The organism is Mucilaginibacter sp. PAMB04274, from assembly GCF_039634385.2.
In the GTDB taxonomy this organism is placed as follows: domain Bacteria; phylum Bacteroidota; class Bacteroidia; order Sphingobacteriales; family Sphingobacteriaceae; genus Mucilaginibacter.
In genome coordinates, this window is record NZ_CP155081.2 from 5,290,552 (window position 1) to 5,306,759 (window position 16,208).

Annotated in this window: 7 protein-coding genes; 2 read left to right on the plus strand and 5 right to left on the minus strand. The window is 43.0% G+C overall.

Annotated elements, in window-relative coordinates:
- Positions 1–193: 193 nt before the first annotated feature.
- A complete protein-coding gene (locus ABDD95_RS22700) occupies positions 194–1,777 on the plus strand; it encodes a glycoside hydrolase 43 family protein (RefSeq protein ID WP_345949652.1) in 1,584 nt (527 codons plus the stop codon).
- Between the two features lie 220 nt (positions 1,778–1,997).
- Here ABDD95_RS22700 and ABDD95_RS22705 read toward each other — a convergent pair whose 3' ends face one another.
- Positions 1,998–3,272: a glycosyl hydrolase family 8 gene (locus ABDD95_RS22705; protein WP_345949653.1), complete on the minus strand. Its 1,275-nt coding sequence runs from the start codon at positions 3,270–3,272 to the stop codon at positions 1,998–2,000.
- Positions 3,273–3,323: 51 nt separating this feature from the next.
- Positions 3,324–5,279 (minus strand): family 43 glycosylhydrolase, encoded by a 1,956-nt coding sequence (locus tag ABDD95_RS22710; protein WP_345949654.1) that lies wholly within the window; start codon positions 5,277–5,279, stop codon positions 3,324–3,326.
- A 656-nt stretch (positions 5,280–5,935) separates the two neighbouring features.
- On the opposite strand from ABDD95_RS22710, the gene ABDD95_RS22715 reads away from it, so the two are divergent.
- A complete protein-coding gene (locus ABDD95_RS22715; protein WP_345949655.1) occupies positions 5,936–7,201 on the plus strand; it encodes an SGNH/GDSL hydrolase family protein in 1,266 nt (421 codons plus the stop codon).
- A gap of 244 nt (positions 7,202–7,445) precedes the next feature.
- Here ABDD95_RS22715 and ABDD95_RS22720 read toward each other — a convergent pair whose 3' ends face one another.
- From ABDD95_RS22720 to ABDD95_RS22730, 3 genes are read right to left on the minus strand one after another with little or no spacing between them, the layout of a single operon-like run.
- Entirely contained in the window at positions 7,446–9,902 is a 2,457-nt protein-coding gene (locus tag ABDD95_RS22720) for a beta-galactosidase (protein ID WP_345949656.1), read from the minus strand.
- Positions 9,895–12,843 carry a sugar-binding domain-containing protein gene (locus ABDD95_RS22725; protein WP_345949657.1) on the minus strand — a complete coding sequence of 983 codons (2,949 nt, stop codon included), beginning with the start codon at positions 12,841–12,843 and terminating at the stop codon, positions 9,895–9,897. Before ABDD95_RS22725 ends, ABDD95_RS22720 begins: the two co-directional genes overlap by 8 nt.
- Before the next feature lie 15 nt (positions 12,844–12,858).
- Complete coding sequence (locus tag ABDD95_RS22730) at positions 12,859–16,203, minus strand: DUF5107 domain-containing protein (protein WP_345949658.1); 3,345 nt, start codon at positions 16,201–16,203, stop codon at positions 12,859–12,861.
- Positions 16,204–16,208: the final 5 nt, after the last annotated feature.

A 16,208-nucleotide genomic window follows, 5' to 3' on the forward strand; every position in this document is an offset into this window, starting at 1 on the left:
TCACTACACTTTAAGTAGAAGTAGAGCTTAAACAAATGTATTTTCTATTTTGACGGTTGTGCAGCACAACCTTTATAAATGTCTGTAATTTCGTTTTTATCGTCGGCTTATCCTAAACACAGCAAGCTTCTAGCTGATAAGGGTAAACGGATCAACAAACTACATGGGAACTAAATTGAGTATACGCCACAAGATGAAAATTTCACTTTATAAACCTTTTCCACTTTTACTCTTACTTAGTACTATAGCATCAGTATTAGTAGCTCAACCGGCCAAAAACCCTATTATATATGCAGACGTACCTGATTTATCCATGATACGCGTGGGCAATACGTATTATATGAGCAGCACAACCATGCACATGAGTCCAGGCGTTCCTATTATGAAATCAACAGATATGGTAAACTGGCAGCTAGTTAGCTATGCGTATAACACACTAGACGATGTGGATGAACTGAACCTTGCTAACGGAAAGAGCACATATGGTCGGGGTTCCTGGGCGAGCAGCCTTCGCTTTTATAAGGGCACTTATTACGTATCAACATTTGCCGGTACAACAGGTAAAACCTATATATACTCAACCAAAAACATTGAAAAGGGCCCATGGAAGGCAATTTCTTTCAAGCCATCGTTGCATGACCACTCCTTGTTTTTTGATGACGATGGAAAAGTTTACATGATTTACGGAGCCGGGCGTATTATGCTTGCCGAACTGAATGCCGATCTGTCGGGAATTAAACCGGGCACTTCGCCAAAGGAAATTATTGCCAACGCCAGCACTGTGGCCGGGCCCAATGTTGGTTTGCCCGCCGAAGGTTCGCAGTTATTTAAAATTAAAGGAAAGTATTACCTTTTCAATATCTCCTGGCCTAAAGGCGGCATGCGTACCGTAATTATTCATAGGGCCGACAACATAACCGGACCTTATGAAGGTCGTGTTGGCCTTCAGGATAAAGGCGTAGCACAAGGGGGATTAATTAGTACACCAAATGACAATTGGTATGCTTACCTGTTCAGAGATTTTGGAGCGGTTGGACGTATTCCCTACCTGGTTCCGGTTACCTGGCAGGATGGATGGCCGATTATAGGCGACAATGGAAAGGTGCCAATGGAATTAGCCTTGCCTGCTAACAAAAGCTTAATTTCTGGCATTGTCGCATCAGACGAATTTTTGCTTAATAAGAACAGTTCTGCTTTGCCGCTGGTATGGCAGTGGAACCACAACCCCGACAATAAGCTTTGGTCACTTACCCAGCGCCCTGGATACCTTCGCCTGACTACCGGCCGAACCGATACAAGCATTTTTCTGGCCCGGAATACATTAACTCAACGCACGTTTGGGCCGGTAAGCTCTGCAAACACAGCTTTAGACATCAGCCAAATGAAAGACGGTGACCGCGCGGGCTTATTATTATTACAAAAAAGATTTGGCTGGGTTGGCGTTAAGGCAGAAGGTGGAAAAAAATTTATTGTTATGGTCAACGGTGAATCGGGCACCGACACAGAAGTGACCCGTGTACAGCTGCAACAAAAAACTGTTTACCTTAAAGCTGATTGCAAATTTACTGACCGAGTAGATCAGGCTACATTTGCTTATAGCTTAGACGGTAAAAAGTGGATTTCAATTGGCAACATTTTGCATATGGCTTATACTATTCCACACTTTATGGGATATAGATTCGGTTTGTTTAACTATTCTACAACGGAGCCCGGCGGCTATGCCGATTTCGATTTTTTCCGCATCAGCGATAAGATTAACACCAGTTTAAGTAAGTAAAACATAATTGCGTTTAGGCAAACTACAATGTGTTTCCTTTACTTAGAGAATTAGCGTAGCGGAGGAGTTGTTATTTTGATACGCAAGGCAATAAGCGATCGTACATGTTAAAAAGGCAACCCGTGGGTTGCCTTTTATTTAAGTTAACTACAGAGGTGGACTATAAATACGCTTGGAAAGCGCATATGCCTTATATCCGGGCATGAAAACATGATTACAACTAATTAGGCTGTATAATACGATACTTGCCGCTCAGGTGCATCAGGCTGAACAGGTAAAGCAGGCCATCATAATAAGGATCAAAATACCCATCCGCATAAGGCTCTAGTTTAGCATCCCACAAGGCGTGAACAAAATCCAGGTTTTTAGTATCCCGGTTAACTAATGAGGCCGAGGCTGCAGTAGCTAACAGCCCTAATGAATGCCGTAATTTGGGGCCATTGTTCCCAGCTTTGAGAATAAACTCCGGCTTGGACCCATCCAGATTGAACTGATCTTCAAATGTATTAATGCCTTTTGTTCTTAAAAAACCCTGCAAGCGGCGCGCATAACCCTGCTGCCAATTCTTATCTTTACCAAACCAAACGTAGTCCATAGCAATATTCATAGGTACCCGCCATGAGTCATATCTGAATGCTGGTGGCATCCAACGGGTACTGTGTGGCTTACCGCTAAATTCTGTGTAGTCGGCATTTAATCCGGTTACCGGATGACACGCCCGGTGTAAAAACGCTCGCGAGGTGTCGGCACAATCCCGGTAAAATTTTTCATGCCCGTCCTTAGCATACATGGCCCATACTTCGTAAAATGCCGGCAGGTGATATGATGGATCGGTCCATTGGTAACCATCTCCTTCAGGAACAAAGCTTATTTGCTTATGCTCCACATTAATAAGGTTATAGATATTCCCGGTACCGTCTTTTTTCCACATGTCATCCAGTATACGGCGTGCTTCCTGATAATAATTGATGCCTGTTTGGTTGCCCCAACGGTTGGATGCGAACAACAAACTGGTAATATAATACAGTTCACCATCGGAGGCGGAACCATCGGAGTTACGTTTGAGTGTTTCCGGGTTTATACTCCAGGCAAAATAGGCTTCACGCGGCCCGCTTTGATGTTGCAAATACTTTTTAGACCAACGCCATATGCGGTCAAACACTTCTTTTTTGTTCAGTTGCACAGCAATCATCATCCCGTACGAAAGCCCCTCCGTTCTGGCGTCATGGTTTTTAACATCTGATACGTAAGCCATGGTATCGCCAACAGTAAAGTAAACCCGGTTAGGGCCTTCAAAAATATCATAATAGGCCTTAGCCACTTTACGATCAATTTCTACAGCACTGTATCCGGCTGCACGGAAAAGATTGGTATAGTTAGCCTCAGCAGCTGTTATACTTTTACGTTGCTGTTTATTGCTTTCCTTTTGTGCAAAGGATAAGCTCGCAAAAAGCATAAAAAGGACTAAGAGCAAAATCGAGATTTTCGGTGCCATAATTATGGATAACTATTTGTCTATAATAAGCCGGAAGTATTAGTCGGTAATTCAATCAGTCAATTGGATGTTTTTTATCTGAATATCCCCTGCAGTTCCGCGTGGAAATTTAATAAACAAGTCGTGCTGGCCTTTTATATTTTTTAAAGTAGCGGTAAACGCTTTCCATTCACGGTTGGCTGTTGGCTCTATCTTAACTTTTGCAACTCGCTGTCCTTTTTGCAAATCATCCAGCCATATTTCTAATTCGCCTCTGGCACGGCTTGCGGCCTTGATTGCCATCTCAACCGCCGGGCTTTGCCCAAAATCAACACCCGATATCATGAACCAGCCACCCAACGGCGATACATTGGTAACCGAGTGATCGGCAAGCTTATTAACACCAAAATAATTATTCATACCTATTGCAGGAATTGCAGAAAAGCCATCTTTGACTGTGAAACTATCAAAGTCAGCACGCTTACCCTCAGCAAACAGTCCTACACTGGTACCCACCCATGAATTAAAGTTGGGCTGTGCCTTATCCAGATTGACCACGTTAACCGGCTTGCCCAAAGTTACCCAGGATTTGCCATCGCGACTATAGAAGCCAGTAAGCAAATGCTCATTTCTTTCCACCTTTAGCCAAACGGTAGCACCAATTGGGTTAGCTGCTCTCCGTACAGCTGTATCCATTTCCATTATAATCTGCTGACCATTATCAAATCCAGTGTACAATCTTACAATCACTTTTTGGTTGCCGTTAGTTAGGCATATACCTGCTTTATCTTGAGCTGTTACAGCATCGAGATTCACTTTAGTAATTACTGAATAAAAATGATCGGTTTCTTTCTGAAACAAATGAGCCCGGCTCGTATCTGGGTTAAGACTAAGCCAGCCTTTATGATTAGAGAGCGAATATTGTTCTGATGCCTTTTTGGTAAGAAAATGCCAGTTCAATGATAAGGTCTGACTTTCAAAATCATCTGATTTCATGCTCCTCCACAGGATACCGGATTGTGGAAGATTGGGTTTAGCTATGGGTTGTGTAGTTGGTGCCAAACCCCAAGGACGATCACCCTCCCAAATGACAGGATACAGGGCGGTTTGCCTTCCTGTACCAGACCAATCATCACCATCATATTTTTCATAGCTCTGTCCAATGGTCCACCATGAGCCATCCGATAACTGCACGGGCGCGGCAATGTGATTAGGCCTGCGGAAACCCACCTTTGCATCTGTAATAGGCTTAAAGAAATCTCCTAACCTTTCCCATTTTGTTGAATCACTGGTAAGCGCCGAGGACCGTAAAACATATTGCCCACCGGACACGTCTCCTGCCGGAAAATAGTAATAATAACCATTACGTTTACACATAACGGGGCCTTCGGCCCAACTGTATTGTAATTTGGCATTGATCCAGTCCAGGTTTATAACTGTATCTGTAAGTTGCCCGTCTTTGCCTAATGCCTGTAACCGGTTAACCTTTTGCCCGTTCTTAATAACCATATAAGGTTTACCATCATCGTCTACAAAAATAGAATTATCATAACCCAGGGGACCTGTTTGGGGATTTGACTTCACCTGAACAGGCTCAGACCAGGGCCCTTTTGGTGAAGGAGCTTTGCAAAACCACTGGCCGCCCGCCGAAAAGTATATCCAGTAAGAACCGTAAAAGTAGGTTATAGCACCCTGCCATATGCCTGCCGATGGCCGGTCAGTTACCCACTTGGCTTTGGATGCCGGCAGCACACGGCTTATAATTTCCCAATGAACCAAGTCTTTAGAATGATAAATGGGCATATAGGGGTTAAAATGAAAAGTAGACCCGCAATGGTAAAAATCATCTCCTACTTTCAATAGAGTCGGATCTGGATGATCGCCGGGCAAAACCGGATTAACATAGGTTTGAACGCTTTGATAAAACATCAGCGAATCACGCCTTTTACCTGGCTGTGCAATTGCAGTGTATAGTGCCAAAAAAGAAATAAGTGCGCAAATAAAGGCGGACCTGATTTTATATGTCATATTAAAAGATAGTATAAGCCCAAGTTGAGGCAAGGTTAAAAGATCTGATTGTTGCTGTTTTTATATTGCTGGATATCTATTGCTGACGAATTACGGTCGGTTTAATACCGTATTCATGTGATTGGTTGTGGTTTAAAGATTTAATATCTAGCTTATAAAGTCCATTAAATCTTAGCTGAGCGAAATTAAGCTACTACTATTTCTTGCAGTACTGCTCTTGTTTAAATTGATTAAACAAATGTTTAAGAAAAGATACTGCCGTTGGGAACGATGTGAGATAAGCACAATTTAATCCATTAACTAGTTAATGCGTTACCAGCTACATTCTGCTTTTGGCATTAATAAAAGCCAATGAGCTTAATGCAACCTGCAAATTAACCATAAAGGCTATGGAAATTTGATCAACTAAATGTAGATGAACAATTTAACTACATTTGTTATTTGCACTTTTGCGACACGACAGACTATATGATCATTTCAAAGGCAGCCGATCAATCAGACCTATTTATTACGCTGTGCTGTTGCTTTGAACATTTATGTCACAAATATCATGATTAATGATATCCTTGCCAGATTTGAACTACTTCCTTTGGTAAACCACTGCCGACAGCTTTGCCTATCGGTTACAGAGTAAAATCGTATTCATTAATCCTTAAATGAGCATTCAATTATACAACGGCGTTAAACAGAAGAAAAGCTCTTTTTTTTCCACGCAAACCATTGTTACGATCATAATTTTCACGTTAGTATTAGGGCCTTTCAATAACGTTTGGGCAAAGGAGCTTCAAAGTACGCCGCAAAAATGGGTTGGTACTTGGGCTACTGCACCACAACTGGTTGAGCCAAATAATATGCCTCCGGCGCCGGGGCTCACCGGAAACACTTTACGGCAAATAGTACGTGTATCGGTTGGCGGGAAGAAACTGCGCATAAAGTTTTCGAATGAATATAGTTTAGCGCCTGTAACCCTGAAAGCAGTCACAATAGCAGTTTCGGCAGGTGGCAGTGCTGTTAAAGAGTCGACAAATAAAGCACTTACATTTAATGGGAAGCAGGAAGTTACAATGGAGCCCGGATCTGTCATGTATTCGGATGGCTTGGTTTATGACTTAAAAGCAGGAGCAGATATGGCCATCACCATATCATTCGGTTCAACATCTCCCACCATTACCGGACATCCAGGCTCACGCACAACTTCTTATTTAATAACCGGCAATAACATTGCACACTCAGATTTTAGTCAGGCGGTAAAGACAGACCATTGGTATATCATCAATGGAATTGAAGTTGACCAATCCAAGCATAAAGCTGCTGTAGCCATTATAGGCGATTCTATAACAGACGGGCGCGGATCGGGCACCAATAAACAGAACAGATGGCCGGATGTGCTTGCTCAAAAACTTTTAGCAGAGAAGAAAGAAATAGGCGTTCTTAATTTAGGTATTGGCGGCAACTGCGTACTGCGTGGCGGTCTGGGCCCAACTGGGCTTAGTCGTTTTAACAGGGATATTCTTCAACAAAACGGTGTGCGCTGGCTTATTGTATTGGAGGGTGTAAACGATATAGGTGGTGTGCGAGACAGCGCTGCAGCCGTACAGGTTGCAGAAGCCCTCATTGCTGCTTATAGTAAAATAATATCCCAGGCACATTCAAGGGGGATAAAAGTTTTTGGAGCTACAATAACGCCGATTAAAAAATCCTTTTATTATACCGACTGCCGTGAAAAGGCGCGTAATACCGTAAATGAATGGATACGAACAAGCGGACGTTTTGATGCAACCATTGACTTTGACCGTGTATTAAGCGATCCCAGCAATAGCTCTACCATCATTCCAGAGGCACAGTCGGGCGATTATCTGCATCCTAATGAGGTGGGTTATGAGATGATGGGCAAGTCTGTGAAATTATCGCTTTTTCGCTAATGCAAGTTGCCTGCGGTGAAACGCTTTTTGGAATCGGTTTGAATTGCTAAAAATACAGCAGGCTGGTGTCTTTCCCTGCGCATTAATGTGCCGACGATTTAATTTTGCCTGAACATGATCAAAACGCTGCACATCAACCGCCATTTTCATGCAACAGCGGCTCTTGCTGTTAAAGCGTTGTTTACGGCAATATGGGTGCAAAACCAGGTGCTTACAAGTATCAGATACCGATTGAAATTGCTACCTATAGTGTTGTATCGTAAACAGGTATTATCTTAACTGCATTTAAAGTGGCTACAGCTTTACCCAGCATCGGCTCACGAACACCCTTTTCAAAATATATATTGCGTTCATCAGTAAGCGGTATTACTTGCAGCATTAAGGTTGTAGTAATTGATGCCTTTTCTAAATATACCTGCATGGTTTTACCAAAGTAAAAATCATCGGCCACAAGTTTGCCGTCAATATAAGCGGCTCCGGTATCACCACGATAATCTATATCCAACAATGCGTTTTCTTTATGTGGCGGGATGATAAGCGACCAATACCTGGCACCCTGAACAGGTGTAATTTGAGTTTGATACTGCGGCCCCGGACTAACGGCGGTATTCTTACCATTCCGGTCATATAAAGGAATTTTTGAGCGTTGTTCATCAGGTTTGGCAATCCAGTCAACCAGCTGAACCTTAACATCCACTTCCTTAGCTGGTAACACCTTTACCATCCTGGTAAATACACCGTCCGCCTGTTGCTTAAAGCCCGGTTTGTACATTGCTTTGAAGGAAGGAAATAAAGAAACATCAAAACTGGGGCCTTCGGTACTTTGAAGCATCAGCTTACCATTTGCAAACGTTAAATTTTGCCTGGAAATAAAGAGATGTTCGCTTCCGGAAGCACTGCCTTTATAACTATTTAAAGCTTGCTGGCCGGTTAAGGTAATGATGTTAACCTGCTTACCTGTCCTTAACTTTAATGTTATTAAGCTACCTGTTCCAGGTCTAATATTGTCTATTAAAATGCAATCACCTATATTTTTAGATTGTGCTTGTGCAGCTTTTAAAATAACAATGCCCGCTTTATTAAAAGCATACTCAGGCCTAATGCCATCAGGCGCAAAAAACACATAAGTTGGGGTTGAACCCGCTATTTTGCACAAGGGTTGCACAGTGGCATATTTAAGATTACAACCCTCAATATCCATATTGAACGGCAAAATGGCAACCGTGCCCGATTTAATATCAATTGGCTTTTCCGGGAAAGTCATGCTTTCCTTATCTGTAAGCCGCAGCTTAAATTGAACGTTGGCTTGGTTATGCAAATTTAGTTGCCGCTGATAGTTACTGATAAATAAAAAGCCGCTTTTGCCTTTAGAGCGTACCACCCACCGCAGCGTAGTACTATCTGCCGGGCTACTCACCTTTTGGTCGGGGAACGAGGGATAAGATTGTACCAGTCTATCACCAAAATCATTTAAAAAAGTATGAATAATTTTAAAGGCATTGTATGATGGCCTTACTTGCCCGAATTCGCCCAGCGGCGCCTGGAAATCATAATTGAGTATGGGATAATCATTAGGGTAGTTTGTGGCCTTCGATTCTTGCAGGGTGCTTAAGCGGCCAATTTCATTATGACCGCCATGAAACATGTAATAACCCATCAAATTAGCACCCGATCCTATTTTAGTGTAGGCCAATGCAGCTACATCAATAGGTTTAATTATGGGTCGCCTGTGGTAAGTAATTTGGATTCCGCCGCCCATTTCGGCGGTGGCGTACGGATAGCGATAACCGGTATAACCGGCGGCATCCCCTTCGTGCTTACCCAAAAGGTCACTGCCTATTGCTGGGTCATTTCGTAATGTGCTGAACACATAGTTTTCAGATAGTGCCAGTTGTGACGTCTTCTTATCCCAGGGAGCCTCAGGGTAGCCGCCCCAAACCGGTATCAATTCATCTTGTTTTTGGTTAGAGCCAGGCCAGCCGGTAGCGGTATAAAAAGGCACATCAATGCCGGCTTTTATAGCCATTTGCTTTAGCGTAAGCATATGCTCCAAACCAGCAGGATTGTTAAATCTAAACTCATTCTCAATCTGGCTGCCAATAATGGGGCCGCCATTTTTAAAGTATAACCCTTTTAGCTGTGTGCCAATGGCGTTATAAAGCTTTTGTACGGAGTTCAGATAGTCTGTATTGTTTTTGCGCATGTTGCCACGCTTAACAATCCAGTCGGGAAATCCACCATTACGCACCTCGCCATGGCACCAAGGGCCTATGCGTACCCATACGTTAACATGATGCTTGGCACATAATTTAATAAAATGCCGCAGGTCGCGGTTGCCGGTCCAGTTGTACACTCCCTCTTCTTCCTCATGATATATCCAAAACACGTAAGTAGCAATCACATCAATACCGTTGGCCTTCATTTTCAAAATAGCTTCTTCCCAACGTTGTTCTGGATAACGCGAAAAATGAAACTCACCCATTACCGGGTACCACGGCTTGCCGTTTTTGGTAAAATACAAACTGTTAGCATCTACAGAATGCCCTGCAGGATCGGTATGTGTGCCTAACTTTAGGTGCCCCTTTATAACGGGTGCTTGCGTTTTACTAATATCAGCACTGTATATTTGCTGGGCTTTGGTTTTACTTATACACAAGGTAACAAGTATGCCAACATAAAAACACCAGGCTATCTTACTCATTACTTTTAGGCTTAATTTGATTTGAATTCGGTTTTAATTCATCCGGACTTTCCTTAGTAAAAGTACTAAATTGGTATTTGGAAGGACTTACCATTACATCCTTAATTACTTCAAAGCTTACCTCACCGGTAGGATTAAATTTTTCAGATGCCATATACTGCAGCAAACTACGGTACAGCTGGCGGGCCGCTGGCTTATCAGCATCTATGGCTGGTCCTAAGTCTGCGCTTGATACTATAATTTTACCATTTCCTACTTTGGCTTCATATACTAACGCTAAGCGGCGGTTCAAAAACCACGTATCAATTGGTTGCACCAGGGGTTTAAAGCCAGCAGGGAAATCCTCCAGCACCATTACCTGTGCACGATTGGCAATCTCCCACCATTGCAAATCACTGTGGTAACTGGTTGGAAAATTGGCAAAAGCTGAACTTTGATCCTGTATAAGCATACCGGTTACATGTGGTGGGCGCATTTTAAACCAGGATGTGTTCCAAAATACCGGTAAAAAATGCATAATTACCTCTTTACCCTTTACTACCTGCCCGGCTATATTTAAAAACACCTTGCCACCTTTATCTAATACAGCTTTTGCTTTCTCATCAAAGGCATTGGTATAATATACTTCATTCTTTATTGCCTCAGGTTTAGCCGGATATACCCAAACATTCCAATCGTTTGCATATGGCGTACCTACAATGCTAACTTCGAATTTTAATTGCGTTGCCTGCTTAATACTGTTTAGCGGCCACTTAACATTGCCAACCGGGATGCCGTTGCCGTTATTGATGGTTTTGACTTGGAAATTACCTTGTGTTAACAACACCCCTTTCTCATTTTTAATAGTCCACTTAAATGTTGTGTTCTGAAGCGGCGCATTGCCCGAATGGGCAACCATGATACCTGCCTCCAATACTTCATCGTTGGTAAAAACAAATTTAGGCAGCTGCACCAATGGCACCGTTGTATTGCAAAAACGTGCAAACTCTTTTGACGTGATGTATTCTTTTTCTTTCCAAAATGCATTAAGCACGCCTACTAATGCTGTACCCTGGCCCGGAAAATCTTGAAGGCCCAGTAGTTGAAAGCCTGCATAATTTGGCGTACGCAAGGTTTTCTCTATCTCGTTTTTATAACAAAGCACCTGCAGCTTTCCGGATGCTCTTAAAAAATCACGGCCCTGGTCTGCCATGCCCTGGTCTTTCAGATCCTCTTGAAACAGCTCGAAGTTTTTAGCTCTGTAAACGCCTGTATATTCTTTTATTTCACCAAAATCAGGAAAAACACACCATTGGCCCATTTCATGAGCAACAAACGGAACATTAAATTTGCCAATACCGGCGGTAAAGTCAGAGATGCTTTCAGGCCTTTTTTCCCAGGCAAGGCCACGCACGCCTCCCCGCACCTGATACTCGGCATTGGGGACTACCGGCCAGCTGCCACCAACAGACATCCCTGTATAAACCCGGCGGGAATCTTTCTTCTTCCAGTAATCCACAAAGGCATTAAGGTAAGCCACCTGGTTCCCTGCAGGTTCGTTTCCGCCAGACAGCATGCAAAACGAAGCAAAATTGCCATAATGCTTCGCCATGCGGTTAGTTTCATCATACAAGTACTGATCTATAGGTTGTCCCAAGCCAATTTTAGGACCATGATTTGGCCAGCTTGGGCCTTCGGGCTGCAGATAGAAACCAACCCTGTCAGCTGCCATAAAGGCTTCCTGCGGTGGGCACCATGAGTGGAAACGCATGTGGTTTAAACCATGTGCACGAGCCACTTTAAAAATGCGCATCCAATCAGCTATATTGGTTGATGGGTAACCAGTTAGTGGAAACTCACAATTGTTAACCGTACCACGCAAAAACACAGGCCTTCCGTTTATTAAAAAATGCGTGCCCTGTATGGTAAACTCACGCATGCCAAATTCGGCCCGCCGTTGTTCAAGGCTTTGTCCTTTACTGGTTATAACAGCCGTAAGTGCATATAAAGCCGGGTTAAACTCATCCCAGGTTTGCATGCCGCTACCTAATGGCAAAACCACTTCAATGCTTTTGGTTTGCTTACCGGCAATACTCACATTCGTTTTAATGAGCTGTGTTTGGTGCACCTTTGCAGTATTAAAGCTTTTGGCCGACAGTACTACCTGCCCGGCAAAACTTGAGTTGCCATTATTATTCAATTGCAATTTCACTCTGGCCACTTTAGCTTTTACATCGGGGTAAACTTGTATATCGTCAAGGTATGTTAACGGGGCGGTCTGTAATTCTATTTTACCAATTATGCCATTCCAGTTACCTTGCGTATGATCGGTTATGCTATGCGAATCGGGCCCAACGTTAATCCCTTTGATTCGGTTATCAACACAAATGCTAATTTGGTGCGGGCCAGTTGAAAGGTAGTCTGTCAGATCATACTGGTGCGGCGCTACCAGGCTGTTTTGCATCCCGGCTTCATGGTCATCTACCCAAACATGCGTTTCGGTGTGTGCCCTTTCTAAAAACAATACTATTCGTTTCCCTTTCCATGCGGCCGGAATGTTCACGTTGTGCTGGTACCAGGCAGCGCCAACATAGTATTTGGCGGGGGTTAACCAAAAAGGGAGCTTGATATTGCCCGCCTGCCTGAATTTGGCCAGCCTCGGATTGAAGTAAAAGGAGCTATCATAAATAGTACCTGTCCATGGTGTTTTAAGCGTAATATCATCACCTTTTCCATTTTGAGCCATTGAGCCCGGGAGCCGGATATTGTCTTCTAAATTACGGGCATACCACTTTTCTGCGGTACCTTTATTTTCGCGGTCTATTTTAAAGCGCCATTGCCCGGCTAAAGACAATGTTTGCGCTGTTGCAGCAATTGTAGTTGCTACCAATAAAATACTTAGGCAAGCACAAAATGCAACCCTACGCATTAAAACCTTTTTCAGGCAATTTATGATAACCATGGTATCAAATCTTTATTATTTAATAGTACTTTCTGCATTGGTGGTATAAAGCAAATCCAGGTGTGTTTTAGCACCAAAATGCATAGCATCCTCTTTCAAAACGTTTCGGAGAAGGGAAGAAGCCTCGGTAGTGTTACCCAAGCCAAGAAGCCCTAAACCGGTAATGTAATCACAATGCAGCTTATTTCTTAAATTTAAATCATCGTCAAATATTAGAAGATTAGGCAACGACACGGCAAAATAATCCAATGTAATTTCATCATGCCGGTGCTCTCGTCCGTAATTTACCAGACGATTAAATATGGTTTGAGCCTTATCACGCTCGCCTAACTTTATCCAGGCCATACCCTGATAAAAAATTTTGTCTGGTTGCTGATCGTTGTAAAACATAGCCGCACTGGGTTCTGAAAGGCCAGTTGATGCCTTTTTAAAGTACAGCTGCGCCTCCTCATTTTCGTTTAGTTGTTCATAAGCGCACCCAAGCCAATAGTAAATATCATTTTCTTGCGCACCATGCAGTTTTCCCTCTCCTAAATTATCAGGATAACTTTGGGCGAGGGTTAAATTTTCAATGGCTCCCCTATAGTCTCCGCTGCTTATTTGCTTTTTTGCAATTTCAACCAGGCTGTAAATATACTGTCCGGATACTCTACCTTCTCCTCCTTCCCAGGGATGAAACTTGCGGTTGCTTATTAATTGATTAGCCTTTTCGGGCTGACCCAAAAAATTATGCAATGCAGCAATCTCCAAATATAAATCGTCCCGAAGGTTGGCTACTGCGTTATTACAAGTGAGGTGATTGAGTCTTTTCTGGGGTGCAACGTTTAATCTTTTATACAATTGATCTAATTCCATCAGCACACGTGCATCGGCCGGATTGAGGGCAAAAGCTTGTTCAAAAAGTGTAAGTGCTTCAGCATATTTCCCTTTCTTATTAAAATAGGCTATAGCTAGATTTCTTAATACGATAGAAAATTGATCCTCACTTGCCATTGATTTTTCCCAGGCAGCAATTGCTTCATCATACTGACGCTTATCATACCAAAGGTTACCCATATAAAACGCAGCTTTTGCATCAGCTGGGTTTACCTCCAACGCATAAGTAAGCACCAAAATATCCTCCAACTTATTTGGAAAGCAGTAGGCTGAATCTGCCATTTGCGCCTGTTTAAGTGAAGTGGCAGAAAGCGTAGCATTACCCAAAAGCTCGGCGTAGTAACCGATATAATAAAAAGTCATTGGGGTACGCAAATCATCTTTAGTTAATTGCAGTAACTCAACAGCTAATTTATATTCTCCCATAGCCGCATAGTCAATAGCATATTCTAACAACGTATTTGCTGTTAAGCGGCTGGTTACCTCAATTTCTGTTAGTTCCTTATCTGCCTCGTTTAACTGCCCGTTTTGCAAATAACATTGTACAAGCTCATACCGGGCACCAACATTAAAGTAATCTCTTTTTAACGCGCTATAAGCCGCCTCCATGGCCTCTGTAATACGGCCAAGCTTTCGCAAAGCACAAATTTTAAGGGCATGGGCCTTTCCGTTTCTGGCATTACGGTCTATTGCCCAGTTGATGTGTTCGAGCGCCAGTTCATGGTGCGACCTGATCATATCTATTTGCGCAACCGAAAAATATCCGGCATCCTGCCAGGTGCTACTCCAGGTAGACTTAAAAAAAGCGTTGTAAGCCTCGTTGATATGGTTTTGATACTTTAGGCAAAGGCCCAGATTGTAATAAGCTTCGCTGTCATAAGGATTAGGATTGCGGCCGGTGATGGTTGCAATTGCAGTTCTGAAATAGTTCTCGCTTTTTTTAAACTGCCCACGGCGCAGGTACCATGCACCTAACGCATTGTTGTTCCGATAATCAGCAGGATCTCTTTTAAGTGCTTCTTCATAATACGGAACAGGGCTATAAGTGGCGTGCCTGTATTGATCCAAATGCTGGCCAGTTAAAAATAATTGCTCAGTTGATTCGGTTTCCTGTGGTGTTAGTGCAGGCTTAGCGGGTTCGGGTATGTCATTATTGCGATTGTTTGCAGGATCATAGCGAAGCATTTCTGAGTTATAAACGTCGGTAATACTTATTAAAAGATCCATTTCCCGACACTCAGCATCTACTTCATAACTTTGATCGAAAACTATTTCAGGCGAAATTGAAATTACTTCCCGTGCAATTTCACAACCACGAACAGCGATAATTACACTTATGTTACTTAGCTTACAGGTTGCAAAAAGTTTAACGGTTAACCGGCTATCTTTAATATCGGCACTCAACATGATATCCTTACTGGCGTTCTTAACCATTCCCAGCTCCCGGTAAGGCATAAAATACTGTGTGAAAGATTTTTCTTCATAGGGCATCAACCATGAAAAATCGGGCTGATTATCTGTAAACACCCCCGTCATCAACTCTATGTATGGACCGTCCTCGTCTGTTAGGTTTCGGTCCCAGGCAACGCCAAAGTCTCCGCAGCCCCAGGTCCATTGCTTTTTACCGGGCGAAACATGATGGTTGGCCACGTGCAGTACGCCGGCCCTGGTATCGTGCTCATAGCCGCCAACAAAATTATAATCCGAATTTACCGCCATATAAGAGGTTGGTACCTTTATATTCTTATATCTGGAAATGTCGGTACCTGGCGAATAATCAACTTTATAATAAGTCCCCGTAGCAATAGGAAAAGCAGATACGTCGCGTTTGCCGTGGTCAAATACCGCGTTAACATCCGGTGGAAATACAGACTGATAGTCGTCATTTACTGCAACAGCCGGGTTTGCCCACCACAAAAAGGTTTGGGGCATATTGGTTCGGTTATAAAGCTTGGCTTTAATTTCGAGATAAGCTTTATCGGGGTGCAGCGTAAAACCAGCCATACCTTTGGTACGAAACATTTTTTCGATTTCATTCACCCAAACAGTCGTGCTACCGTCGGCATTTTCCTCAATTGAAAAATCAACCGGCTCATAGGTGCTTGGGCGGTGATGCTGCGGCCAGTTAAACTCAATGCCACCAGATATCCATGGGCCGCACAGTCCTACCAGTGCAGGCTTAATCACCTGATTATAATAAATAAAATGCCGCTCTTTAACTTTATCCCAAGCCATCTGAACGCGGCCACCCAGTTCGGGTAGGATCATTATTTTCAGATACTGGTTTTCCAGAAAAATGGCTTGGTAAGGTTTATCTACCTTTTCGTCAAAAATTTTTTCTATAACCGGGTTGGGGTAAACCACACCACTGCTTCCCTGATAAACGCGCTTTTCAAAAAACATGGGATTTTTATCGGGCGCTCCAACTTCATAAGTGGGTATTATCACTGTTTCAACCCAAGCCTGCACAGTACTATTATTCATATAAT